The organism is Streptomyces sp. MMG1533, from assembly GCF_001279775.1.
Taxonomy (GTDB): domain Bacteria; phylum Actinomycetota; class Actinomycetes; order Streptomycetales; family Streptomycetaceae; genus Streptomyces.
The window spans coordinates 174274-198647 of the sequence record NZ_LGDG01000001.1; the positions used below are offsets into that span (position 1 = coordinate 174274).

Consider the following 24374-nt stretch of genomic DNA (forward strand, 5'->3'; position numbering starts at 1 on the left):
AACGCCATGGCCCTGCTGGTCATCGCGTCCTGTCAGCTCATGGTGGTGCTGGACATCACCATCGTGAACATCGCGCTGCCGGACATCCAGCGCTCGCTCGACTTCTCCACCACCAGCCTGGCCTGGGTGGTCAACGCGTACACCCTCACCTTCGGCGGTCTGCTGCTGCTCGGCGGCCGGACCGGCGACATCCTCGGCAGACGCCGCGTGTTCATCTTCGGCGTGCTGCTCTTCGTGCTCGCCTCCCTGCTCGGCGGGCTCGCCCAGAACGAGGCCCAACTCCTCGCGGCCCGCGCCCTCCAGGGCGTCGGCGGCGCCATCGCGTCCCCGACCGCCCTCTCCCTGGTCAGTACGACCTTCCGCGAAGGCCCCGAACGCAACCGGGCCTTCGGGGTCTTCGCCGCGGTCTCGGCGGGCGGCGGCGCGATCGGGCTGCTCGCGGGCGGGATTCTCGTGGAGTGGCTGAACTGGCGGTGGGTGCTCTTCGTCAACGTCCCGATCGGCCTGCTCATCGCCCTCGCCACGCCCCGCTGGATCAAGGAGTCCGAACGCCACCCGGGCCACTTCGACATCACCGGCGCGCTGACCTCCACCGTGGGCATGGTCCTGCTGGTGTACGGGTTCATCAGGGCCGCGCAGGAAGGCTGGCGGGACGCGCTCACGCTCGTCTCGTTCGCCGCGGCCGTCGTGATCCTCGCGGTGTTCATCCTGGTCGAGCGGCGGTCCCGGCAGCCGATCACCCCGCTCCACATGTTCGCCGACCGCAACCGGGCGGGCACGTACGGAATCATGCTGTGCCTCGCCGCCGCGATCTTCGGCATGTTCTTCTTCCTCACGCTCTTCGTGCAGAACGTGCTGGAGTTCAGCCCGCTGGCAACCGGGTTCGCCTTCCTGCCGGTCAGCGCGGTCATCGCGGTCGGTGCGGGACTGGCCTCGCGGTTCCTGCCCACCTACGGACCCAAGCCCTTCATGGTGGTGGGAGCGATCCTCGCTGCCGCGGGCCTGGCCTGGCTGACCCTGACCGACGTCCACTCCACCTACGCGGGCAGTGTCCTCGGCCCGATCCTCGTCTTCAGCCTGGGCATGGGCATGGAGTTCGTCTCGCTCACCCTGATGGCACTGTCCAACGTCTCCGTCCGGGAGACCGGCGCCGCGTCCGGCCTCCTCAACGCCACGCAGCAGGTGGGCGGCTCGCTCGGACTGTCCATCCTGGTCACGGTGTTCGGCACGGCCAGCACCAACGAGGCGGACGAGCAGATCCCGCGCTTCCTGGCGCAGGCCACCCCGGCCGAGCGCCTGCGCTTCCAGCGCACCGGGGAGCTCCCGGGGCCCTTCTCCGACGAGGTTCTCACCGCCGGGGTGTCGGCCGCCTTCGTCGTGGCGGCCGTCTTCGCCGCGATCGCCGCGCTGATCGCCGTCCTGGTCATCCAGGTCCGCCCGTCCGACCTGGAGCGCCTCAAGGGCGGGACGGGCCCGGTCTGAGAGCGGGGCACGCCGACGGGCTCAGGCTCGGGCGCGGAAAATCGCGTGCCCCCGACCTCCCCGGTTCCCTACACTCACCACGAACCACGCGCCGCCCACCAGTTCGCGGTGTGTGCCATGACGTGGAACGACGAGTGAGGGGAGACCGGCCGTGCGTGCGTGCACCGCTGTCGTCGTCCCCCGGTCGCAGTACGACGTGATCCTCGTGTCCTCGCCCGTCCGGTGCCCGCTGCGCGGCCGGTACCGGATGCCCCGGACGAACGACTGACCACGACGCCCGACATCAACTCCGGGCGTACGTTTACGTATTGACGTCGCGTCAGAGAACCAGTTCCGTCCGGGAATCGCGCTGCCCTCACAGAACCCTTCGAAAGGCCAAGGGCCGTGCGCACCAACCTCAACCCCCTCACCGCCGTCCGCAACCTCGGCATCCTCGCCCACGTCGATGCCGGCAAGACCACCGTCACCGAACGGATCCTGTACGCCACCGGGACCACGCACAAGCGTGGCGAGGTCCACGACGGCACGACCGTCACCGACTTCGACTCCCAGGAGCGCGATCGCGGGATCACGATCTTCGCGGCGGCGGTGAGCTGCGCCTGGGACGGTCACCGGATCAACCTGATCGACACTCCGGGGCACGTGGACTTCGCCGACGAGGTGGAGCGCTCGCTGCGCGTGCTCGACGGAGCGGTCGCGGTCTTCGACGCCGTCGCGGGCGTCGAGCCGCAGAGCGAGTCGGTGTGGCGGCAGGCGGACCGACACGGTGTGCCGAGGATCGCGTTCGTCAACAAGCTGGACCGCGCCGGAGCCGATCTCGACACGGCCGTCGAGTCGATCCGGGCACGGCTGCATCCGGCTCCGCTGGTCGTGCAGTTGCCCATCGGGAGCGAGGACGCCTTCACCGGCGTCGTCGATCTTCTGCGTATGCGGGCGCTGACCTGGGTCGACGGCAGTGAGACGGTCGAGGAAGGCCCGGTGCCTCCGGCTCTGCGTGAGGAGGCGCTCAGGCGGCGTCGGCTGTTGGAGGAGGCGGTGGCCGAACTCCATCCGGGCGCGCTGGAGGAATTCTGTATGCAGTCGACCGTCGGTGTGCGGTCGACGGGCGACGGCATACAGGTGACGGACGACGAGATCCAGTCGACGGCCGACGGCATCCAGTCCCAGGTCGGCGGCATCCGGTCGACGGCCGACATGACGGCCGGCATGCCGGCACTCGACACGCACACACTCATCGACGCACTCCGCGACCTCACCCGCACCGGCGAAGCCGTGGTCGTCCTGTGCGGCTCGGCCTACCGCAACCGCGGGATCGAACCGCTGCTGGACGCCGTCGTGGCGTACCTGCCGTCACCGCTCGACGTGCCCGCCGTACGCGGCATGCGCGACGACGGAACGGAGCAGGAGCGGGCCGCCGACCCGCAGGAGCCCTTCGCGGCGCTGGCGTTCAAGGTGAACGCCACCCCGACGGGCCGGCTGACGTATCTGCGGGTGTATTCGGGAACGATCGAGAAAGGAGCCACGGTGATGGACGCGGGTGCGCGGCGCACCGAGCGGATCGGGCGGATCCTGCGGGTGCAGGCCGACCGGCACGCGCAGTTGGAGCGGGCGGTCGCCGGGGACATCGTCGCCGTGGTCGGGCTGAAGTCGGCCCGGGCCGGTTCGACCCTGTGCGCGCCGGACGCCCCGGTCGTTCTCGAACCGCCGAGCGTGGCCGAGCCGGTGGTCTCCGTGGCGGTCGAGGCGCGCAGGTCCACCGACACCGACCGGCTGGCAACGGCCCTTGCGCGGCTGGCGGAGGAGGACCCGTCGCTGGTGGTCCGGACCGACCCCGAGACCGGTCAGACGCTGCTGTCCGGCATGGGCGAGCTGCACCTGGAGGTCGCAGTGGAGAAGGTCAGGCGCGACCACGGGCTGGAGGTCGCCGTGGGCCGCCCGAGGGTGGCCCACCGGGAGACGGTGGCCCGTGGGGTGTCCGGGCTGGTGTACCGGCACGTCAAACAGGACGGCGGCGCAGGGCAGTTCGCGCATGTCGTCCTCGACGTGGAGCCACTGGACCCGGAGGCCGGCACCGGCTTCGAGTTCCGGTCCGCCGTTGTCGGCGGGCGCGTGCCGCAGGAGTACGTCCGCGCGGTCGAGGCCGGCTGCCGGGACGCCCTGGCGGAGGGGCCGATCGGCGGGCACCCGGTGACCGGGCTGCGCGTCACCCTCACCGACGGGGCGACCCATGTGAAGGACTCCTCGGACACGGCCTTCCGTACGGCAGGCCGGTTCGCGCTCCGGGAAGCCCTGCGCGCCTCGGCGATGACCCTGCTGGAACCGGTCGTCGAGGTCACGGTCACCGTGCCCGAGGACGCCGTGGGCGCAGTGCTCGGCGACCTTGCCGCACGGCGCGGCCGGGTCTCCGGCTCGGTCACGCGGGCGGGGTCGGCGGTGGTCACCGCGACCGTGCCGCTGGCCGAACTGTTCGGTTACGCCACCCGGTTGCGCAGCCGGACCCAGGGCCGCGGCACCTTCACCGCCCGGCCCACCGGCTACGCCCCGGCACCGGTCGCCACGCCGACGCGGTGACCTACGCGGTGACCGACGCGGCGGCCCCACCCGCAATCGTGGGTGGGGCCGCTCCGGCTCACAGGTAGGACAGGCTCACGGGTAGGACAGGCTCACGGGTAGGACAGGCTCACGGGTAGGACACCACCGTGGACGGCACCGTCGAGGTTCCCGAAGTCGGCGCCCCCGTCTCGTTGATGACGCGCTCGTACTGCCCGTTGCCGCCGAGCGACACCACCAGCAGGTCGTGGAAGCGCACGCCGGGCCGGTTCGGTGCGGCGAAGCCGTGGTGCTGCACGATGGCCGGGTCCACGTTGTAGTAGCAGTAGCTGCCCAGGCCCCATCCCTCGTGCGTGGTCACGCCGTCGCCGACCTTGTAGGCGGCGTAGCCCTTGATCGAGCCGTTCTGGACGGCGGCCTGGTTCGGGGCGTCGTACGCCTTCTCGTTCTGGAAGAAGATCGTGCGGCCCCGCTCGCCGTTCCACTGGACGTCGTACTTGTTGAAGTGTTCGACGAACAGGCCGGTGGCCAGCACGTCCGAGCCGTTGACGACGACACCGTAGTCCGCCCGGTTGGTTTCCCAGCCGACGCCCTCGCCGTGGTCGGCGCGCCAGACCCAGGTGTGGTCGACGATGGTGTGGCGGCTGTTGACGACCATGCTGGTGGTCGCCTTGCCGGCGCCCGCGCCGCCGATGCGGATGAACACGTCCTGGACGGTCGTCGGGTTGGCGGAGTGGCCCCGCCATGCCCCCTGCGGCCCAACTTCCAGAAGGGTTGCGGAGTTGACCGGGCCGGCGTCGATCAGGAAGCCGGCCAGCCGTACGCCGTCGACGTCGGCGACCCGCATGGCGGTGACGCCGCCGTCGGGGACGAGGGTCGCGTAGCCGAGTCCCAGGACGACCGTCCCCGGCCTGTTCACCCGGACGGGCTGGTCGACGTGGTAGATCCCCGGCGTCAGCAGCAGGTGGAGCCCCTGCGCGAGTGCCTGGTTGAGCGTGGCCGCCGACACGCCGGGCCTTGCGACGTAGAACTGCGACAGGGGCAGCGACGTGCCACGAGGTGTGCCGTTGCCCCAGGTCACCCCGCGCGCGTTGGTCCGCTTCTCCGGCAGGAAGACGCGGAACTCGCTGCCGCTGACGTACAGGAAGGGCTTCTCCCGGGAGACGGGTGTGGTGTCGAGCGTGGTGTACGGCGGGTTCGGGAAGCTCTGTGCCGGGGCGCCCTCGACGCCCGAAAAGACCATGTTCCAGACGCCGTTGAGCCAGCTGCCGATCGCGCTGTCCCGTGTGTACCACTGCTGCTGGGAGTACGGTCCGACCTGGCCGTCGATCCGGCTGTCGGCGATGTAGCCGCCGCTCGCCCAACCGTAGCCGGTGGGGGAGAGGTTGAGGCCGCCACGCACATGCATCCGGCGGAAGGGCGCGGCCTGGGCGACGGCCCAGCGGTTGGTGCCGTTCACGGGGACGAGGGCGAGGTTCTCCGCCGAACGCCAGAAGTTCTGCGTGGCGTTGCCGTTGAACCAGCCGGCGTCGACCGTCACGTCCCCGTTGATGGTCGTGTCGTCGGGGGACAGTCCCAGGCCCGCGATGGAGGTGTAGAAGCCGAGTTGGGCGTTGAGGCCGTTGTACGTGCCCGGCTTGAACAGCAGCGCGTAGCGGCCGGTGCCGAACTGGGCCGACTCCTGCCGGGCGAACACCTCGTCCAACGTGGCTTGTATGCCTGGGGTGCCGGGGTCGAAGACGAGGACGTTCGGGCCGAGGTCGCCGCCGCCGGGCAGGGCGCGCGGCCGTCCTCGCACGGGGGTGGCGGCGGTCGCCGGGGTGGCGAGGCCCGTCAGCGCGGTGGCCGACGCGGCGGCGAGGACCGCTCTGCGGCCGAGCGGCATGCCCCGTCGCGCGGGGGAATCGGGGGAGACGGCGGGGAAATCGGGGGAGACGGCGGGGGAATCCGGGGAGGCAGAGGACATGGGGCGGCTCTCCTTGTTCAGGAAGTGAACGAAGTGGGGTCTGGGAGCGCTCTCTCGGCGGGGAATGCTTCAGGCACCTGAACGCATGCGTCAAGAGGTGCGACGGAGTTCGACGAGTGCTGTCCGAACCCTTGACGAGCTCCTCCCCCGAGGTTTAACTCACGTCCTAAATTAAGTCGTGAGTGCATTCCCTGAAGGGACAGCCATGCGCAGTATCCGAGCCGCGGCCGTAGGTGCCGTCACCATGTCTCTCGCCCTGGCCGCCTCGGCCTGCGGAGGCGGTTCGTCCACGGACGGCGGGCCCGACGACTCGCCGAAGACGCTGACGTACTGGGCTTCCAATCAGGGCGCGAGCATCGAGGTGGACAAGAAGGTCCTCCAGCCCGAACTCGACAAGTTCGAGAAGCAGACCGGCATCGAGGTGAAGCTGGAGGTCGTGCCCTGGTCGGACCTGCTGAACCGGATCCTCACCGCCACCACCTCCGGCCAGGGCCCCGACGTCCTCAACATCGGCAACACCTGGAGCGCCTCGCTGCAGGCCACAGGGGCGCTGCTGCCGTGGGACGCGAAGAACTTCGCCGCGATCGGCGGCAGGGACCGGTTCGTCGACTCCGCGCTCGGCTCGACGGGCGCTCAGGGCAAGGAGCCGGCCGCCGTACCGCTGTACTCGATGGCGTACGCGCTCTACTACAACAAGCAGATGTTCGCCGACGCCGGCATCTCGAAGCCGCCGGCCACCTGGGCCGAGCTGGTCGCCGACGGCAAGAAGCTGTCGAAGGACGGCAAGTGGGGCCTGGGAACGGAGGGTTCGAACCCGTCGGAGAACATCCACCACGCCTTCGTCTTCGCCAAGCAGCACGGCGCCGACTTCTTCACCGCCGAAGGGAAGCCCGACTTCACCGGCGACGGCGCGGTCGCGGGCGTCAAGCAGTACGTCGATCTGATGGCCAAGGACGAGGTCATCGCGCCGGGCAACGCCGAGTACGCGCAGAACCAGTCCGTCAGCGACTTCGCCAAGGGCAAGAACGCGATGCTGCTGTGGCAGTCCGCCTCCGCCAACCTCAAGTCCCAGGGCATGAGCGAGGACGACTACGGCATCGCCCCCGTGCCCGTGCAGTCCGGCACCCCGGGGACGGGCACGGCCGTCAACTCGATGGTCGCGGGCATCAACCTCGCCGTCTTCAAGAACACCGACAACCTCGACGGTGCCACGAAGTTCGTGAAGTTCATGACCGGCGACGCCGAGCAGAAGATCCTCAACACCGCGTACAGCTCCATCCCGCCGGTGAAGACCGCGCAGTCCGACGCCGCCTTCAACACCCCCGCGAACGCGGTCCTCAAGGAGACCCTCGCCGGCAGCGCGGCCGCACTGCCGCAGGTCGCCGACGAGTCGCAGTTCGAGACGGCGGTCGGTACGGCCGTCAAGGAGCTGTTCGCCGACGCGGCCGCCGGACGCGCGGTCACCACCGAGTCGGTGCGGGCGAAGCTCGAGAAGGCCCAGCAGCAGATGCCTGCGAAGTGAGCACGATGACCACCGCAGTTGAAGTGGGCGAGCGGCCGGTTCGCCCCGCCACGGCCCCTCGGCCCGGCCCGCGTCCGGGCAGGATCCGCCGTATCGGACTGCCGTACCTGCTGCTCCTGCCCGCCCTGATCCTCGAACTCCTGGTCCATCTGGTGCCGATGGTGATCGGCATCGTGATGAGCTTCAAGGAGCTCACACAGTTCTACATCCGCGACTGGGGCACGGCTCCCTGGGCGGGCCTCGACAACTACACGGTGTCGATGGACTTCGACGCCCCCGTCGGCAAGGCGCTCCTCCACTCCTTCCTCGTCACAGTCGCCTTCACCCTGCTGTCGGTGGGCCTGTGCTGGCTGATCGGCACGGCCGCCGCCGTCTGTATGCAGGACACCTTCCGCGGCCGTGGCCTGCTGCGGGCACTCTTCCTCGTCCCGTACGCCCTGCCGGTCTACACGGCCGTCATCACCTGGGTGTTCATGTTCCAGCACGACAACGGCCTGGTGAACCACGTCCTGCACGACCAGCTGCACCTCACCGACAAGCCGTCCTTCTGGCTGATCGGCGACAACAGCTTCGTCGCCCTGCTCACCGTGTCGGTGTGGAAGGGCTGGCCGTTCGCCTTCCTCATCGTCATGGCCGGCCTGCAGAACATCCCCAGGGAGCTGTACGAGGCGGCGGCTCTCGACGGCGCCGGGAGGTGGCAGCAGATCCGCCGCATCACCCTGCCGTCGCTGCGACCCGTCAACCAGGTGCTGGTGCTGGTCCTGTTCCTGTGGACCTTCAACGACTTCAACACGCCGTACGTCCTGTTCGGGAAGAGCGCGCCGGAGGCCGCCGACCTCATCTCGGTGCACATCTACCAAGCCTCGTTCGTCACCTGGAACTTCGGCACGGGCTCCGCGATGTCCGTCCTGCTGCTGCTCTTCCTGCTCGTCGTGACGGGCGTGTACCTCGTACTCACCTCGCGCGGACGGAGGGCCGTCTCCGATGTCTGACTCGCCCATGGCGCCGCCGCGTTCGTTCCTCTGGTCCCGCAGGGTGTTCCTCACCCTGCTCACCGGCTTCGTCCTGGTGCCGGTCTACGTCATGGTCTCCAGTTCGCTGAAGCCTCTCGCGGACGTCACCGGCACGTTCCGTTGGCTGCCCGGCGACCTGACCGTCCGGCCGTACATCGACATCTGGTCGACGGTCCCGCTCGCCCGCTACTTCGTGAACTCGCTGATCGTGGCGGTCTCGGCGACGGTCTGCTCGGTGGTGATCGCGGTGTTCTCCGCCTACGCCGTGAGCCGCTACGACTTCCGCGGCAAGCGCGCCTTCACGGTCACCGTCCTGTCGACGCAGATGTTCCCCGGCATCCTCTTCCTCCTCCCGTTGTTCCTCCTCTACGTCAACATCGGCAACGCCACCGGCATCGCCCTGTTCGGCTCCCGCGGCGGGCTGATCCTGACGTATCTGACGTTCTCCCTGCCGTTCTCGATCTGGATGCTGATCGGGTACTTCGACTCGGTGCCGCGCGACCTGGACGAGGCGGCGCTGGTGGACGGCTGCGGCCCGCTCGGCGCCCTGTTCCGGGTGGTCGTGCCGGCCGCGGTCCCCGGCATCGTCGCGGTCGCCGTCTACGCCTTCATGACCGCCTGGGGCGAGGTGCTGTTCGCGTCGGTGATGACCAACGACACCACCCGCACCCTCGCCGTCGGACTCCAGGGCTACTCGACGCTCAACGACGTCTACTGGAACCAGATCATGGCCGCCTCGCTGGTCGTCAGCGTCCCCGTGGTCGCCGGTTTCCTGCTGCTCCAGCGCTATCTCGTCGCCGGGCTGACGGCGGGCGCCGTCAAGTGACCAACTCTTGCGATTCCGAAGGGACTTCAGTGACCATCGACCTCGCCGCACTCCCGCACGACTTCCTGTGGGGCACGGCCACATCGGCGTACCAGATCGAGGGAGCCGTGGCGCAGGACGGCCGTTCACCGTCGATCTGGGACACCTTCGCGCACACCCCCGGCAAGATCGCGGGCAACGACCACGGCGATGTCGCCTGCGACCATTACCACCGCTGGCGCGAGGACATCGCCCTGATGCGCCAACTCGGCACCAACGCCTACCGGTTGTCCATCGCCTGGCCGCGCGTCGTACCCGGCGGCGACGGACCGGCCAACCCCAGGGGTCTCGCCTTCTACGACGAGTTGATCGACGGACTACTGGAGGCGGGCATCACCCCGTCCGTCACCCTCTACCACTGGGACCTCCCGCAGACACTCCAGGACCGGGGCGGCTGGCCCGAGCGGGCGACCGCCGAGCACTTCGCCGCGTACGCCGCCGTCGTGGCCGGACGCCTCGGCGACCGGGTCACCCACTGGGCCACCCTCAACGAGCCTCTCTGCTCGGCCTGGATCGGCCACCTGGAGGGCAAGATGGCCCCCGGGCTCACGGACCTGACCGCCGCCGTCCGCGCCTCCTACCACCTGCTCCTCGGTCACGGCCTCGCCACACAGGCGATCCGCGCCGCCGTCCCGGACGCCCGGGTCGGCATCGTCAACAACCTCTCCACCGTCCACCCGGCCACCGACCGCCCGGAGGACGTCCAGGCCGCCCGCCGCATGGACGGCCACACCAACCGCTGGTGGCTGGACCCCGTCCACGGCCGCGGGTTCCCTGAGGACATGCGCGAGGTCTACGGCGTCGAACTCCCGGAACAGGGCGGCGACTTGGAGACCATCGCCGCACCCCTGGACTGGCTGGGCCTCAACTACTACTTCCCGGCGACCGTCGCCGACGACCCCACCGCCCCGGTGCCCCGCGTCCGCACGGTTCGCCGGATCGGCGTCCCGCGTACCGGCATGGACTGGGGGATCGACGCGAGTGGCATCGAGGACCTGCTGCTCCGCCTCACCGACGAGTACGGCGCCCGCAGGCTGTACGTCACCGAGAACGGCTCCGCCTTCCCGGACGTGGTCCGTCCCGACGGCGCGGTGGACGACCCGGAGCGCCAGGACTATCTGGTGAGGCACCTGGCGGCCTGTGCCTCCGCCGCCCGCAAGGGCGCCCCGCTCGCCGGCTACTTCGCCTGGTCGCTGCTGGACAACTTCGAGTGGGCGTACGGCTACGACAAGCGCTTCGGCCTCGTCCACGTCGACTACCGGACGCAGGCCCGCACCATCAAGGGCACCGGATACCGGTACGCGGACATCGTCCGCGCGCATCGGCAGAGGGGGCGGCAGGCGGCCTGACGGGAGGGGCGCAGCCGGATCGACCGTGGTCACCGCCCCCGCGCAATCCGGTTGCCGGGAAGGGAACCCGTTGAAAGGCTCGCCCGCATGCCCACCTTCTCCGCGCCCGACGGAACCCGCCTCGCCTACCACGTGTCCGGGGACGGCCCGCCCCTGATCTGCCTGCCCGGAGGCCCGATGCAGGACTCGGTCTATCTCGGCGACCTGGGCCGTCTGACCGCCCACCGCACCCTGATCCGCCTGGACCTCAGGGGCACCGGCCACTCGGCGACGCCGGACGACCCGGCGTCGTACCGCTGCGACCGCCTGGTCGACGACGTCGAGGCACTCCGCGAGGAGTTGGGCCTGGACCGCGCGGACCTCCTCGGGCACTCCGCCGGCGCGAACCTGGCGGTCCTCTGCACGGCCCGCCACCCCGATCGCGTCGCGAGCCTCGCCCTGGTCAACCCGAGTGTCTACGCCGTCGGCATCGAGATCACCGCCCAGGACCGACTGAGTACCGCACGCCTGCGCCGGGACGAACCATGGTTCACCCCCGCCTACACGGCCCTGGAGGCGATCACCGCCGGCCGGGCGGGCCCCGACGACTGGCAGGCCGTCGCCCCGTTCTGGTTCGCCCGCTGGGACGACGAGGCGCAGGCCGTACGGGAGGCGGAGAAGAAGCAGCGCAACGACGAGGCGGCGGCCGTGTACGGCTCCGAGGGCGCGTTCGACCCGGCCGCCACCCGCTCGGCCCTCGCAAGGTTCGCCGCGCCGGTGCTCGTCCTGGCCGGCGAGGTGGACGTCGCGGCGCCACCGCGCGCCCTGGCGGAGTACGCGGGCCTGTTCCCGGACGCCGAGCTGGCCGTCCAGCCCGGCGCCGCGCATTTCCCTTGGCTGGACGACGCGGGGCGGTTCGTGACGGCGTTCCTCGAACGGAGGCGGCAGTCCCGGAACTCCGGCGACTGATTCGGCTTTTGCGACCGCACCGACGCGCACCACGCGTACGCCTCAGCGTCCCGGGCCTCAGCGTCCCGGGCCTCCGCGGGTGGTGACGTTCCGTCGGAGGCCCGGTCGGCACGTCACCACCCGGTGGTCGGGGCCGGTGATCACCGTCCGGCCTTAATGCATATGATGTGCAAGTGCGTGACTACAGCATCAGGGTGGCGAGCCCGGACGACCTCCAAGGTGCGCGAGCCGTGATGCTCGACACCGTCTACCGCGACTTCGGTACCGGCTACGTGCCCCGCTGGCACGCCGACATCATCGACCCGGCCACCGCCTACCTCGCCCCCGCCCGCCATACCCTCCTGGTCGCCGTCGACCCCGTCGACCAGGCCGTCGTGGCCACCGCCGCCCTCGATTCGCGCGGACCGGCCCACCCGCCGAACCCGCGCCACCTCGCCGACCGTTACCCCTCGGGCGAGACCGCCCAGCTGCGCCGGGTGTACGTCCGCCCCGAGCACCGCAGGCGCTCTCTCGCCCGGCGCCTCGTCGACGAACTGCTCGCCTTCGCGGCCGCAGACGGCGGTTATCGCGCCGTCTACCTGCACACCGACCCGGCGGTACCGGGCGCCGAGCCCTTCTGGCGGTCGCTCGGCAAGGTCGTGCTCGACGAGCGCGAGGATCCCGGTGGTGGCAACGGTGGTGGCAACGGGGTCCTCCACTTCGAGATCCCGATGGGGCGGTGACCGCTTGCGACGCCGACACCTACTCGGTTCCCTGCTGCTCGCCCCCCTCCTCACCGCCTGCTTCGCCTCCGGCGGCGGCACCGGCTCCTCGGGCGACGCCAAGGAGGGCTCCCGCCTTCGGGTCGCCCTCGCCTTCCCGCCCGCCGAGAACCTCTCGCCGTACGGCGCCGACGCCACCGTCCTCAGCCGGCTCGGCGTCACCGAGGGCCTGACCGCCCTCGATGCCAACGGCGTCGCCGCCCCCGCGCTCGCCGAGTCCTGGCGCCGCGAGAACGACCGCACCTGGCTGTTCACCCTGCGCGAGGCCACCTTCCAGGACGGCTCCGAGGTCACCCCGTCCGCGGTCGCCGCCGCCCTCACCCACGCCACCGAGGCCGAGCCCGCGCCCGCCGCCCTGTCCGGCGTCACGCTCGACGCCAAGCCCGAGGGCGACGCCGCCGTACGGATCACCACCGCCGCCCCCGACCCCGTACTGCCCCTGCGCCTGGCCGGCCCGGGCCTTGCCGTCCTCTCCTCGAAGGCCTACGACGACAAGGACCGCGTCGACCCCGTCGGCACCGCCACCGGACCCTTCGAACTGACCGAGGTCACCGGCTCCACCTCCGCCACCCTCGCCCGCCACGACGACTACTGGGGCGGCCGCGCCCAGGCCTCTGGCGTCGACGTCCGCTTCATCGCCGACGGCACGGCCCGTGCGAACGCCCTGCGCACCGACGAGATCGACATCGCCGAGGCGATCCCCGTCGCGCAGGCCGCCATCCTGGAGGAGGCCACCCGCAAGGAGACGGCCACCACCCGCACCACGAGCCTGCTCCTCAACTCCGAGTCGGGGCCCTTCAAGGACGCGAGGCTGCGAGCCGCCGCCCGCCAGGCCGTCGACACCTCCGCACTCGCCGATGGCGTCTACGAGGGATACGCCGATCCCGGCGCCGCCATCTACGGACCCGCCGTCAGCTGGGCCGAGGGCAAGCGGCGGCAGCCGACCGGACGCGCGACGGCCCAGGACCCCGACGGAACGCGGATCACCCTCGCCACCTACGACAACCGGCCCGAACTCCCCGAAGTGTCCCAGGTGTTGAAGCAGCAGCTGGAGAGGGCGGGGTTCAAGGTCGCCCTGGAGGTGCGCGAGTACTCGCGGCTGGAGAGCGACGCGCTGGAGGGGAAGTTCGACGCCTTCGTCCTCGCCCGCAACACCCTGGTCGACACCGGCGACCCCCTCGCGGTCCTCGCCGGCGACTACACCTGTGACGGCGGCTACAACATCGCCCAACTCTGCGACCAGAACGTCGACCGGGCCGTCGCCAGGGCCGAGGGCATCGCCGACACCGCCGCACGCCAGGGCGCGGCCATGGCCGCCGAGGCCGCCATCCTCGGCACCGACGCCGTCGTCCCGCTGGTCCACCAGCGCATCATCACCGGCGTCGCCGACTCGGTCAGCGGCGTCCTCCTCGACCCGTACGAGCGCACCCTCGTCGGCACCGGAACGCGGCGCTGACCCGTGCGACGGCAAGGGACCGCACTCGTGTGGCGTGCCGCCCTCGCGGCCGCTCTCGTGTGCGGCATCGGCCTGCTGCCCTGGCTGACGCGGACGGACCCCGCGCTGACCGTCCTCAAGGCACGCTCGGCGGACCGCGACCCCACCCCCGAGGTTCTCGCCGGCATCCGGACCCAACTCGACCTGGACCAGGGCCCGTTGTCCCTCCTCGGGCAGTGGCTCGGCGGGCTGTGGCGCGGCGACGCCGGACGGTCGTGGCTGTCCGGCGACGAGGTCACCCCTGCCGTGCTCCAGGCTCTCGGCGTGTCCCTGCTGTTGATGGCGGTGGCCCTCGCGGTCGCTTCCCTCACCGCCGCCCTGGTCTGCGCCCGCACTCTGTGGCTCGGTTCGCACCGACGCCTCGACGGGCGCCGCGCGGGCGGCAGCGGCTCCGCGGTGCTCGCCGCGCTGCCGGAGTTCCTCACCGCGTCCGTCCTCGCCACCGTCGTCGGCGTACAGCTGGGCTGGCTGCCTGCCCTCGGCTGGTACGGGCCGCAGTGGACGGTGCTGCCCGCCCTCGCCCTCGGCCTGCCCGCCGGCGCGGTCATCGGGCGGCTCCTCGACGACCTGCTGCCCGGCGCCTTCGCCGAACCCTGGGCCCTGGCAGCCGCCGCGCGCGGACTGCCGGGCCGCAGCATCGCCCGCCAGGCGGTACGCCGCTGCCTGCCAGGACTGCTCCCCAACCTCGGCCTGTTCGTGGTGGGCCTGACCGGCGGCGCCGTCGCCGTGGAGCAGATCTTCGACATCCCCGGCCTCGGCCGCACCACCCTCCAGGCCGCCCTCGCCCAGGATCTGCCCGTCCTCCAGGCCGGCACGCTCGCCCTCGTCCTGTTGGCGGCAGGTGCGGCGGGGCTCGCCGGCCTCGCCGCCCGGCTCCTCGTCGGCCCGGCCCTGCGCGACGGCGCACTGCCTTCGCTCCACCGGCCATCGCCGCCGGTCCACGGGATCCTGCCTTTTGCATACGGTGGACTGCTGACTGTCGTCGTCGCGCTCGGCCTGCCCCGCGACCCGCTCGCCCTCGACACCGGCGAACGCCTGCGACCCCCCTCCTGGAGCCACCCGTTCGGCACCGACGCCCTCGGCCGGGACGTCCTCGCCCGGGTCGCCCACGGCGCCGTCGACACCCTGCTGCTCGCCCTCGCGATCGGCGCCGCCTCGCTGTTCACCGGCGTCCTGCTCGGACTGGTGCCCCGGCTCTCGGGGCCGCTCGTCGACACCGTCAACGCCATTCCGCCCGTGCTCCTCGCACTCCTCGTCACCGCGGTCGCCGGCAGCGGTCCCGCGACGCCCGCGCTCGCCGTGACGGCCGTCGCCTGGGCGCCCCTCGCCGCGCACACCTCAGCGCTGCTGCGCCAGGAACGCGCCGCCCTGCACGTGACCGCCACCCGGGGCCTCGGCGCCGGCCGCTGGTACCTCCTGCGCAACGAACTGCTGCCCGCCGCCCTGCCGTCCGTCACCCGCCACGCCCTGCTCCGCCTGCCCGGCGTCGCCCTGGCCCTCGCCTCCCTCGCCTTCCTCGGCCTCGGCGCCCAGCCGCCCTCACCGGAGTGGGGCCTGCTCCTCGCCGAGAACCAGCCCTACGCCGAACGCGCCCCCTGGGCGGTCCTCGCCCCCGCCGCCGTACTCGCTCTGCTCGGGGCGCTCGCGGTGAGCGCGGCGGGCGGCGCGCGGATACCGAGGCGGAGACGGCCTCGTACCCCTGAGCCGCCACTCGAAGAACCCTCTCTCGCAAGGGAGTTGGCGGTGACCCGATGACCTCGCCGTCGACCGGACTGCGACGCAGGGCGCCCGGGGCACCCGGGCGCAGCCGCCTCTCGCCCCTGCTGCGTCTGCTGATCCTCACCCAACTCGCCTTCAACATCGGCTTCTTCGCGGTGCTGCCCTTCCTGTCCGAACACCTCGGACAGGCCATGGGGATGGCCGGCTGGCTCGTCGGCCTGGTGCTGGGACTCAGAACCTTCAGCCAGCAGGGGCTGTTCGTGGTGGGCGGGGCGCTGGCCGACCGGTACGGCATCCGACCGGTGGTCCTCGCGGGCTGCGCCTTGCGGATCGCGGGATTCGCCTGGCTCGGGTACGCGGAGGCGGCCTGGGCCGTCATCGGCGCCGTCCTGCTGATCGGGTTCGCCGCCGCACTGTTCTCACCGGCCGTGGAGTCGGAGGTCGCCCGGCAGGCGGTGGCCCGGGAAGAGTCGGGCGGCGGCGACCGTACCCGGGTCCTGGCCCTGTTCACCGTCGCCGGACAGGCGGGGGCGTTCGTCGGCCCGCTCCTGGGCGCGCTGCTCCTGTCGGCGGACTTCCGCACGGTGTGCCTGGCAGGAGCCGGGATCTTCGTCCTCGTCCTCGCCGGGCACGCGTGGCTGCTGCCACAGCGCATACCCGGCACGGAACGCGTCCAAGTCCGCGGCGGCATGGGGGCGTTGCTCCGCAACCGCCGCTTCCTCGCACTGTGCTGCGCGTACGGCGCCTACCTGCTCGCCTACAACCAGCTCTACCTCGCCCTCCCCGACGAGGTGCAACGCGCGGCCGGCTCCCAGGCCCCGCTCGCCTGGCTGTTCGCCCTGTCGTCCCTGCTGGTCGTGACCGCCCAGCTCCCCGTCACCCGCTGGGTGGGAGAGCGCATCGACCTGCGCCGTTCCATGGCCGCCGGACTGCTGCTGATCGCGGCCGGGTTCGCGGTCGTGGCCCTGACCCGCCCCGCGGACCGGACCGGCGCACCGGGCCTGATCCCCGCCGCAGGCTTCGTCGTTCTCCTCACCTTCGGCCAGATGCTCGTCGCCCCCGTCGCCCGAGCCTGGGTTCCCGACCTCGCCCCGGAAGGCCGACTCGGCCTGTACACGGGAGCGTTGTCCTCGGTCTCCGGCCTGATCGTGCTGGTCGGCAGCGCGGCGACGGGGGTGCTGTTGGACAGCGGGCTGCCGGCCGTGGTGCCCTGGCTGGTGCTGGCGGTCGTACCTGCCGCGGCGATCGGGCTGTTGCCGCGGCGGCAGGGTCCACGCCGAGTGCCGGTGAGCGGCTGACGACCGTGGACCGCATGGCCAGTGGACCGCATGTTCAGGACGCCACCCGCTCCGGCTCCCGCTCCGCCACGAGCTCCAGCACCTCAGCCACCGAGACCTCCTGAGACCGCGACGTCCGCCACAGCCACAGGATGTCCCGGCCGAACGACCAGACCAGCAACGCCAGTGCCGTCGCGACGACGGCGAACGTCCCCACGTACGGCAGGAGGTCGGAGGCGGCCAGGAGGAGGAAGACGCCCTGGAGGGCGGCGACCGTCTTGCGGGCCGTGCTCGCAGGGAGCGGGGCGTTGAGCCAGGGGAGGGCGCGGGCCGCGGCGACGAAGCCGTAGCGCATGGAGCCGATCAGCAGGACCCACGGGCCGAGCGCCATCGAGACGTACACGCTGAGCACCAGGATGAGGAACGCGTCGACCTCCATGTCGAAGCGTGCGCCCAGAGGTGTCGAGGTGCCCGTACGGCGGGCGACCTGGCCGTCCACTCCGTCGAGGATCAGGGCCACCGCCGTCAGGCCGACGAACAGCGTCACCGGGGGTGAGCTCTCGACGGAGTCCGCGACCAGGGCGGTCACTCCGCCGACCAGGGTCGCCCGGCCGAGGGTGACCCGGTTGGCCGGGCCGAAGGAGCGCAGCCGGGACCGGTGCAGGGCTCGGGAGAGCACCGCCCAGGTGGCGATGGCGAAGGCGAGGCCCGTGAGCCATCCCGCCGGCCCCATGCCGATCGCCGTGCCGAGCAGGGCCAGCAACAGGATCTGCAGGCCCGCTCCCACCGCGGTCTCCTGCTGGACCAGCCTTGCGTCGTAAGTGTTGTTCAGGGCCACCGCACATTCCTCCGGCCAGGTGACAGAGTCGATCAAGGACGCGTACTGTGCGCGACCTGTGCACACCTCGGTACGTGAACAGCTTCCCGATCGTTCAGGAGGATGCCGATGAAGCGCACCGGACGTGCGTTCTGGCTCAGCTCTCCGGGTCACGGCGAGATACGCGAGATGGCCCTGCCGGACCCCGCCGAGGGCGAGGTCGTCGTCCGCTCGCTGTACTCCGGGGTCAGCCGGGGCACGGAGACCCTGGTGTTCCGCGGCGGGGTGCCGGAGAGTCAGCACGCGGCCATGCGGGCACCGTTCCAGGAGGGCGACTTTCCCGGGCCGGTGAAATACGGCTACCTCAATGTGGGTGTGGTGGAGGAGGGGCCGCAGGACCTGGTCGGGCAGACCGTGTTCTGCCTCTATCCGCATCAGACGCGGTACGTCGTCCCGGTGAGCGCGGTGACGGTCGTACCGCCGTCCGTGCCCGCCGAACGGGCCGTCCTCGCCGGCACCGTGGAGACCGCCGTGAACGCCCTGTGGGACGCGGCACCCCTGGTCGGCGACCGGATCGCGGTGGTCGGCGGCGGCATGGTCGGCAGTTCGGTGGCCGCCCTGCTGGCCCGCTTCCCCGGCGTCCGCGTCCAGCTGGTCGACGCCGACCCGGCCCGCGCCAAGACCGCCGAGGCGCTCGGAGTCGACTTCGCCCTGCCCGGGGACGCCCTCGGCGACTGCGACCTCGTCGTGCACGCCAGCGCCACCGAACAGGGCCTCGCCCGCTCCCTGGAGCTGCTGACCGCGGAGGGCACCGTCCTCGAACTGAGCTGGTACGGCGACCGGCAGGTCAGCCTCCCGCTCGGCGAGGCCTTCCACTCCCGGCGCCTGGTCATCCGCAGCAGCCAGGTCGGATCCGTGTCACCCGCCCGCCGCTCCAGCCGTACGTACGCCGACCGGCTGGCCGTCGCCCTGGACCTGCTCGCCGACCCGGCGCTGGACGCCCTGGTCACCGGAGAGAGTGCTTTCGGCGAACTGCCGGACGTTCTGCCGCGGCTCGCCTCCGGCGAGATCCCCGCTCTGTGCCACCGGGTCCGCTACGACGCGGACGAGTGAACGGGCGACACACAGGTTCAATCCGGTACGACGTACCTCAGGTCCACAAGAGCGCCTGACCTGAGAAAAGAGTGAGAGGAGGCTGAACAACGGGGGACGAAGAGCCGTACTACACGACATCCCCCGGCAGGGATCAGCGGGGGACAAGACGCGCCGCACCTGGAGGGTCGTCCGTTGTTCAGCATCACCGTCCGCGATCACATCATGATCGCCCACAGCTTCCGCGGCGAGGTCTTCGGACCCGCGCAGCGCCTGCACGGAGCGACGTTCCTGGTGGACGCCACGTTCCGGCGCGAGCAGCTGGACGACGACAACATCGTCGTCGACATCGGACTCGCCACACAGGAACTCGGCGCGGTAGTCAGCGAGCTGAACTACCGCAACCTCGACAACGAGCCGGACTTCGCCGGGGTCAACACCTCCACGGAGTTCCTGGCCAAGGTCATCGCGGACCGGCTCGCCGAACGGGTCCACAAGGGCGCGCTCGGCGAGGGCGCCAAGGGTCTGGCGGGTCTCACCGTCTCGTTGCACGAGTCGCACGTCGCCTGGGCGAGTTACGAGCGTGCCCTGTGACCGACACGACGATGGAGCGGGCCACCACGCTCGGCTATGTGCCCGTGCAGCACTCCGCTCTCAAGAACGCGGAGATCATCCCCATGTCGCTGCGCTCGGTGCACTTCGTCCTGCCGGGCGGCGTGGACGACCCGACCGCCCCCAGCGGCGGCAACGCCTACGACCGGCGCGTGAGCCTGGACCTGCCCGGCTTCGGCTGGCAGGTGCACAAGCACGCCGCGCCCGGCGAGTGGCCCCGCCCGGGAGCGGCGGCCCGTGCGCAACTCGCGCAGACCCTGCGGGACTTGCCGGACGGCGCGGTCGTCCTGCTCGACGGGCTGGTCGCCTGCGCCGTTCCGGAGATCGTCGTCCCCGAGACGGAACGGCTGCGCCTTGCCGTCCTCGTCCACCTCCCGCTCGGCGACGAGACGGGACTGGACCCGGCGGTGGCGGCGGAGCTGGACGCCAAGGAACGCGCCGTCCTGCGGGCCGTCCCCGCGGTCATCGCCACCAGCGACTGGGCCGTCCGCCGCCTCGTCTCCCACCACGGCCTCGCCCCCGACCGGGTCCATGTCGCCGCCCCCGGCGCCGACATCGCCCCCCTCGCCTCGGGCACCGACGGCGTCTCCCGGCTGCTCTGCGTCGCCGCCGTGACCCCGCGCAAGGGCCAGCACCGGCTGGTGGAGGCGCTGGCCGGGGTGACCGACCTGCCGTGGAGCTGCGTCTGCGTCGGCGGACTCGCGCAGGACCCGCAGTACGTCGCCGGCCTGAGGGTGCTGATCCGCAAGTACGGCCTCCAGGACCGTCTGCACCTGGCGGGCCCGCAGTCCGGCGCGCAACTCGACGCCAGCTACAACGCCGCCGACCTCATGGTCCTCACCTCCTACGCCGAGACATACGGCATGGCGGTCACCGAGGCCCTTGCCCGAGGCATCCCCGTGCTGGCCACGGACGTCGGCGGCCTCCCCGAGGCGGTCGGCCGCGCCCCCGACGGCGGCGTGCCCGGCATCCTCGTCCCGCCGGAGGACCCCGCCGCCCTCGCCGCGGAACTGCGCGGCTGGTTCGGCGAGGCGGATGTACGACGCCGTCTGAAGGCCGCCGCGCGGGGCCGGCGGGCCGCCCTCGGCGGCTGGGCGGCAACGGCCCGCAGTCTGGCCGGAGTTCTGGGCCGACTGCCGAGCGAACCCAGGAGGGCGGCATGAGGAAGACGGCAATGACACCGCAGACGGCAAAGATCCCGACGCAGCTCGGGCCCAAGGAGGCCGTCGAGTCGAGGGACTCCGTGGTCGCCGGTCCTGGAGGAGTGCCAGTGGAAGCCCCCGTCGCCGGACCCGGGGGAGCCCCCGGCGAGGCCGAACACGTCATCGCAGGCGCCGGCCCCACCCTGCGTCCCGGTGAGCGGCCCACCGTGCGGCTGCGGGACGCCGGGCCCGACGACCCGCCGCGCTACGCCCCCGAGTGGCTGGAGCTGCGGGAGGGCGCCGACGCCGCCGCGCGGGCGGCCGAGTTGCTCGATCCGCTGCGGATCCGGCTCGCGAACCTGCCGGGGAAGGCCGGGATCGTCGTCCACGACCTGGGCTGCGGCACGGGCTCGATGGGCCGCTGGCTGGCCCCGCGCCTGGACGGCGCCCAGCACTGGATCCTGCACGACCGCGACCCCTACCTCCTGCACTTCGCCGCCGTGACCTCCCCGCGCTCCAGCGCCGACGGCAGCCGGGTGTCGGCCGAGACCAGGCGCGCCGACGTCGGCCGGCTCACCCCGGACGCCCTCGCCGGCGCGTCCCTGGTGACGGCCTCCGCGCTGCTCGACGTCCTCACCCGCGAGGAGATCGACACCCTCGCGGCCGCCTGCACCGGAGCGGGCTGCCCCGCCCTGCTGACGCTGTCCGTGGCCGGGCGCGTCGAGTTCACCCCGTCCCACCCGCTCGACACGGAGCTCGCCGAGGCGTTCAACGCCCACCAGCGTCGCGACGGCCTGCTCGGCCCGGACGCCGTCAACGCGGCCTGCGAGGCGTTCTCCGAACGCGGCGCGACGGTACGGCTGCACCCGAGCGCCTGGCGCCTCGGCGCGGCGGAGTCCGAGCTGACGGCCCAGTGGCTGCGCGGCTGGGTCGGCGCGGCCGTCGAGGAGCGCCCGGAGCTGCGGGAGCGCGCCGAGCGGTATCTGCGTGAGCGCCTCGCGGCCTGCGAGGCGGGCGAGTTGCGGGTCGTGGTCCATCACAGCGACCTGCTGGCCCTGTCCCGGCCGACGGGCGGGGCGTCATGAGCGTGGAGACGGTACGGACCTGGGTCGGGCTGCCCGGCGCCGAGCCGCGGGAGCGGCACACGGACCTGGACGTGGCATCCGTCCCGGTCGGCGGCAAGCCGGTGGCCCCCACGGGCGTGGCCGTCTCCGAGGACCGTATCGGCGTGATCGTGTCGGCATCCCGGCCCGACGCCGCCCGCTCGTTCTTCTCCCGCCTCGGCTCCCGTGCCGTCCGTACGCATTTCGGCACCGTCGCGGGTGTGGCCATCCTCGCCGTCCTCCTCTGGCGCCTCGGCACCGGCGTCTTTCTGGACGGTCTGCGCCGGATCGACGGTCCGACGCTCCTCGTGGGACTCGGCATCGGCCTCGTCACCACCGTCTTCAGCGCCTGGCGCTGGCAGTTGGTGGCCCGTGGTCTGCGCATCCGGCTCCCGCTCGGCCCGGCCGTCGCCGACTACTACCGTGCGCTGTTCCTGAACGCGGCCCTGCCCGGCGGCGTCCTGGGCGACGTGCACCGGGCGGTGCGGCACGGGCAGAGCGCGGGTGACGTGGGGCGCGGCGTCCGCTCGGTCGTCATCGAACGGGCCGCGGGGCAGCTCGCGTTGGCCGTCGTGGGGGCGGCCGTGCTGCTGACGATGCCGTCCCCGGTACTGGCCGACGCCCGGCACTTCGCGCCCCTGATCGTGTTCGCGGCCCTGGGCGCGCTCGCCGTCGTCGTGGCCCTCCGCATGAACCGGGCCCCCTCCCGCCGCGGACGGGCCCTGCGGGCGAGCCTCGGCGAGGCGCGCGAGGGGCTGCTGTCGCGCCGCAACCTGCCCGGCGTCGCCCTCTCCTCGACCGTCGTCCTCGCGGGCCACCTCGGGATGTTCGTCGTCGCCGCCCGCGTCGCCGGATCCGCCGCCTCGGCCGCGGTACTGCTGCCCATCGCGGTCCTCGCCCTGCTCGCCATGAGCCTTCCGCTGAACGTCGGCGGCTGGGGCCCTCGCGAGGGCGTCACCGCCTGGGCGTTCGGCGCCGCGGGACTGGGCGCGAGCAGCGGCCTCGCGGTCGCCGTCGTGTACGGGGTGCTGAGCTTCGTGGCGAGCCTGCCGGGCGTCCTCGTGCTCGTCGTCCGCTGGTACGCCGGTCTGCGCGCCGCGGCGGGAGACGACACCGGGGCCCGGGCCGCCGCAGCGGACCCGGAACCCCGTCACGCGCCCACGGCCTACTCCGTCGGCCCGCTGCCGGTCAGCATCGAGAAATACGTGCCGAAGGATTCCGCCAGACTCGCAAGGAGCGCCTTCCCCTTTTCCGCGGAACCCAGCGAGGGCCGGCCGATGACACCCGAATCGGTATAGCCGGACATACCGAGGGTCAAGAGATGGCGACGGTCGTCCGCGACGAAATCGGAGGTCTCATAGCCGGGCCGGACACATTCGGGATGAGTGTGCAGAAGAATGGAGGTCTCTATTTCCCCCGCGTGCATGTCGGTGAGCAGCGAGGTGGCCACCCCCGCCCGCTCCCGCGCCGCCTCCCAGTCCTCCGCGGCCGGGAAGAGCGCCATCCGCTCACCGCGTGCGGAGGATTCCTGAACGACGTTGCCCAGTACGTAGTTCCCGCCGTGCCCGTTGACCACCACCAGGGTGTCGACCCCGGACCGGCGAAGCGAAGCCGCTATGTCCCGTACCACCGCGTGAAGGGTGACGGAGGAGATGCTGACGGTTCCCGGCCAGGCCGCGTGCTCGTGCGAGCAGGAGATCGTCACCGGCGGGAGGAGGTGCACCGGGTACGCGGCGGCGATCTCCCGGGCGACGGCGCAGGCGACCAGCGTGTCGGTCGCCAGCGGAAGGTACGCACCGTGCTGCTCGAAGCTCCCGACGGGAAGGACGGCGACCTGCGTTGAGACGTCCGTCCCCCGTGTCCGTACGTCTTCCGTAGTGTCCGCCGGCACCAGACCGTACGCAGCCGACCGTATTCCCGAACCACTCATCTTTTCACGGCCTTTCGTCTCTGCTTAGGAACCAGATCATGACAGAAAAAATTGGCGTGCTCGGCAAGAAGTCGCCACAGCGCACCGGGGTGGAACGCGTGGTGAATGCCCCGCTGCCCACCGTGTACGGGAAATTCCAGGCGGTCGGCTACCTCGATCACGACCGCGGTGACGAACAAGTGGCCCTGGTCTACGGTGAGATCGGTACGGACGACGTCCTGACCCGGTTGCATTCCGAGTGCCTGACCGGTGACGCCTTCGGCTCCCAGCACTGCGAGTGCGGCGACCAGCTCGCCTCCGCGCTGCGTGCGGTCGTCGCCGAGGGCCGCGGCGTCGTCGTCTACCTCAGGGGGCATGAAGGCCGGGGCATCGGCCTGCTCGGCAAGCTGCGGGCGATGGCGCTGCAGGCGGAGGGCCTGGACACCGTCGAGGCGAACCTGGCGCTCGGCCTGCCGGTGGACGCCCGCGACTACGGCGTCGCCGCCGAGATCCTGCACGACCTGGGCGTGAACTCCGTACGACTGATGTCGAACAACCCGCGCAAGCGCGAGGCGCTGGTGCGGCACGGCATCCAGGTGGCCGAGACGGTGCCGCTGCTGATCCCGCCGTGCGAGAACAACATCACCTATCTCCGCACGAAGCGGGAGCGGCTGGACCACCATCTGCCCCATCTGGACGCCGTGGCGCACCTGTCCTGATTCCCGGGCGGCGAGGCGGGACAGGAAGAGGGC

At 71.7% G+C, this 24374-nt stretch carries 19 protein-coding genes and 1 pseudogene; 17 read left to right on the top strand and 3 right to left on the bottom strand.

Annotation, left to right across the window (positions count from 1 at the left end; all coding sequences use genetic code 11):
- The first annotated feature begins 6 nt into the window (after nt 1-6).
- Both ADK57_RS00780 and ADK57_RS00785 read left to right on the top strand, forming a co-directional pair.
- On the top strand, nt 7-1482 hold the full coding sequence (locus ADK57_RS00780) for an MFS transporter (protein ID WP_053747322.1): 1476 nt from the start codon (nt 7-9) through the stop codon (nt 1480-1482).
- Between the two features lie 384 nt (nt 1483-1866).
- The gene (locus tag ADK57_RS00785) at nt 1867-4053 is read left to right on the top strand and encodes an elongation factor G (RefSeq protein ID WP_053747323.1); all 2187 of its coding nucleotides are present in this window, start codon (nt 1867-1869) and stop codon (nt 4051-4053) included.
- A 109-nt stretch (nt 4054-4162) separates the two neighbouring features.
- Here the strand turns inward: ADK57_RS00785 and ADK57_RS00790 are convergent, their stop codons facing one another.
- The gene (locus ADK57_RS00790) at nt 4163-5917 is read right to left on the bottom strand and encodes a coagulation factor 5/8 type domain-containing protein (RefSeq protein ID WP_420711830.1); all 1755 of its coding nucleotides are present in this window, start codon (nt 5915-5917) and stop codon (nt 4163-4165) included.
- Nucleotides 5918-6203: 286 nt separating this feature from the next.
- Between ADK57_RS00790 and ADK57_RS00795 the strand changes: the two genes are divergently transcribed.
- The 9 genes from ADK57_RS00795 (at nt 6204) to ADK57_RS00835 (ending at nt 16968) form a co-directional block, all read left to right on the top strand.
- Complete coding sequence (locus tag ADK57_RS00795; protein ID WP_053747325.1) at nt 6204-7520, top strand: ABC transporter substrate-binding protein; 1317 nt, start codon at nt 6204-6206, stop codon at nt 7518-7520.
- Between the two features lie 5 nt (nt 7521-7525).
- A complete protein-coding gene (locus ADK57_RS00800; protein ID WP_420711827.1) occupies nt 7526-8512 on the top strand; it encodes a carbohydrate ABC transporter permease in 987 nt (328 codons plus the stop codon).
- Nucleotides 8513-8519: 7 nt separating this feature from the next.
- Nucleotides 8520-9359: a carbohydrate ABC transporter permease gene (locus tag ADK57_RS00805; protein WP_053747327.1), complete on the top strand. Its 840-nt coding sequence runs from the start codon at nt 8520-8522 to the stop codon at nt 9357-9359.
- A 29-nt stretch (nt 9360-9388) separates the two neighbouring features.
- Nucleotides 9389-10747 carry a GH1 family beta-glucosidase gene (locus ADK57_RS00810; RefSeq protein ID WP_053747328.1) on the top strand — a complete coding sequence of 453 codons (1359 nt, stop codon included), beginning with the start codon at nt 9389-9391 and terminating at the stop codon, nt 10745-10747.
- Nucleotides 10748-10834: 87 nt separating this feature from the next.
- Nucleotides 10835-11695 (top strand): alpha/beta fold hydrolase, encoded by an 861-nt coding sequence (locus ADK57_RS00815; RefSeq protein WP_053747329.1) that lies wholly within the window; start codon nt 10835-10837, stop codon nt 11693-11695.
- 173 nt (nt 11696-11868) lie between these two features.
- Nucleotides 11869-12417 carry a GNAT family N-acetyltransferase gene (locus tag ADK57_RS00820; protein ID WP_053747330.1) on the top strand — a complete coding sequence of 183 codons (549 nt, stop codon included), beginning with the start codon at nt 11869-11871 and terminating at the stop codon, nt 12415-12417.
- Nucleotides 12418-12421: 4 nt separating this feature from the next.
- Entirely contained in the window at nt 12422-13912 is a 1491-nt protein-coding gene (locus tag ADK57_RS00825; RefSeq protein WP_053747331.1) for an ABC transporter substrate-binding protein, read from the top strand.
- Nucleotides 13913-13939: 27 nt separating this feature from the next.
- On the top strand, nt 13940-15706 hold the full coding sequence (locus ADK57_RS00830) for an ABC transporter permease subunit (protein WP_420711828.1): 1767 nt from the start codon (nt 13940-13942) through the stop codon (nt 15704-15706).
- Nucleotides 15703-16968 (top strand): MDR family MFS transporter, encoded by a 1266-nt coding sequence (locus ADK57_RS00835; protein WP_053747333.1) that lies wholly within the window; start codon nt 15703-15705, stop codon nt 16966-16968. Before ADK57_RS00830 ends, ADK57_RS00835 begins: the two co-directional genes overlap by 4 nt.
- A gap of 34 nt (nt 16969-17002) precedes the next feature.
- Here ADK57_RS00835 and ADK57_RS00840 read toward each other — a convergent pair whose 3' ends face one another.
- Nucleotides 17003-17785: a CDP-alcohol phosphatidyltransferase family protein gene (locus tag ADK57_RS00840; protein WP_053747334.1), complete on the bottom strand. Its 783-nt coding sequence runs from the start codon at nt 17783-17785 to the stop codon at nt 17003-17005.
- Nucleotides 17786-17893: 108 nt separating this feature from the next.
- Here ADK57_RS00840 and ADK57_RS00845 point away from each other — a divergent pair, with 108 nt between their 5' ends.
- The 5 genes and pseudogenes from ADK57_RS00845 to ADK57_RS50770 all read left to right on the top strand — a co-directional run.
- The gene (locus ADK57_RS00845) at nt 17894-18877 is read left to right on the top strand and encodes a zinc-dependent alcohol dehydrogenase (protein WP_053747335.1); all 984 of its coding nucleotides are present in this window, start codon (nt 17894-17896) and stop codon (nt 18875-18877) included.
- Between the two features lie 174 nt (nt 18878-19051).
- Nucleotides 19052-19450: a 6-pyruvoyl trahydropterin synthase family protein gene (locus tag ADK57_RS00850; RefSeq protein WP_053747336.1), complete on the top strand. Its 399-nt coding sequence runs from the start codon at nt 19052-19054 to the stop codon at nt 19448-19450.
- Between the two features lie 11 nt (nt 19451-19461).
- Entirely contained in the window at nt 19462-20631 is a 1170-nt protein-coding gene (locus ADK57_RS00855; protein ID WP_420711831.1) for a glycosyltransferase family 4 protein, read from the top strand.
- A complete protein-coding gene (locus ADK57_RS00860; RefSeq protein WP_053747338.1) occupies nt 20628-21695 on the top strand; it encodes a class I SAM-dependent methyltransferase in 1068 nt (355 codons plus the stop codon). The genes ADK57_RS00855 and ADK57_RS00860 overlap by 4 nt, the downstream gene beginning before the upstream one ends.
- Nucleotides 21692-22708, top strand: a pseudogene (locus tag ADK57_RS50770) (lysylphosphatidylglycerol synthase transmembrane domain-containing protein); the annotation flags it as partial. The gene ADK57_RS00860 and the pseudogene ADK57_RS50770, both read left to right, overlap by 4 nt.
- A gap of 170 nt (nt 22709-22878) precedes the next feature.
- On the opposite strand, the gene ADK57_RS46660 reads toward ADK57_RS50770, so the two are convergent.
- Entirely contained in the window at nt 22879-23643 is a 765-nt protein-coding gene (locus ADK57_RS46660) for a creatininase family protein (RefSeq protein WP_078972867.1), read from the bottom strand.
- 38 nt (nt 23644-23681) lie between these two features.
- Between ADK57_RS46660 and ribA the strand changes: the two genes are divergently transcribed.
- Entirely contained in the window at nt 23682-24341 is a 660-nt protein-coding gene (ribA, locus tag ADK57_RS00870; protein WP_053747339.1) for a GTP cyclohydrolase II, read from the top strand.
- Nucleotides 24342-24374 lie beyond the last annotated feature (33 nt).

Coding starts and splice junctions, on each gene's coding strand:
- ADK57_RS00805 (WP_053747327.1), top strand. CDS start 8,520: ATGGCGCCGCCGCGTTCGTTCCTCTGGTCCCGCAGGGTGTTCCTCACC.
- ribA (WP_053747339.1), top strand. CDS start 23,682: ATGACAGAAAAAATTGGCGTGCTCGGCAAGAAGTCGCCACAGCGCACC.
- ADK57_RS00860 (WP_053747338.1), top strand. CDS start 20,628: ATGAGGAAGACGGCAATGACACCGCAGACGGCAAAGATCCCGACGCAG.
- ADK57_RS00790 (WP_420711830.1), bottom strand. CDS start 5,917: ATGCCGCTCGGCCGCAGAGCGGTCCTCGCCGCCGCGTCGGCCACCGCG.
- ADK57_RS00815 (WP_053747329.1), top strand. CDS start 10,835: ATGCCCACCTTCTCCGCGCCCGACGGAACCCGCCTCGCCTACCACGTG.
- ADK57_RS00845 (WP_053747335.1), top strand. CDS start 17,894: ATGAAGCGCACCGGACGTGCGTTCTGGCTCAGCTCTCCGGGTCACGGC.
- ADK57_RS00795 (WP_053747325.1), top strand. CDS start 6,204: ATGCGCAGTATCCGAGCCGCGGCCGTAGGTGCCGTCACCATGTCTCTC.
- ADK57_RS00780 (WP_053747322.1), top strand. CDS start 7: ATGGCCCTGCTGGTCATCGCGTCCTGTCAGCTCATGGTGGTGCTGGAC.
- ADK57_RS00835 (WP_053747333.1), top strand. CDS start 15,703: ATGACCTCGCCGTCGACCGGACTGCGACGCAGGGCGCCCGGGGCACCC.
- ADK57_RS00855 (WP_420711831.1), top strand. CDS start 19,462: ATGGAGCGGGCCACCACGCTCGGCTATGTGCCCGTGCAGCACTCCGCT.
- ADK57_RS00800 (WP_420711827.1), top strand. CDS start 7,526: ATGACCACCGCAGTTGAAGTGGGCGAGCGGCCGGTTCGCCCCGCCACG.
- ADK57_RS46660 (WP_078972867.1), bottom strand. CDS start 23,643: ATGAGTGGTTCGGGAATACGGTCGGCTGCGTACGGTCTGGTGCCGGCG.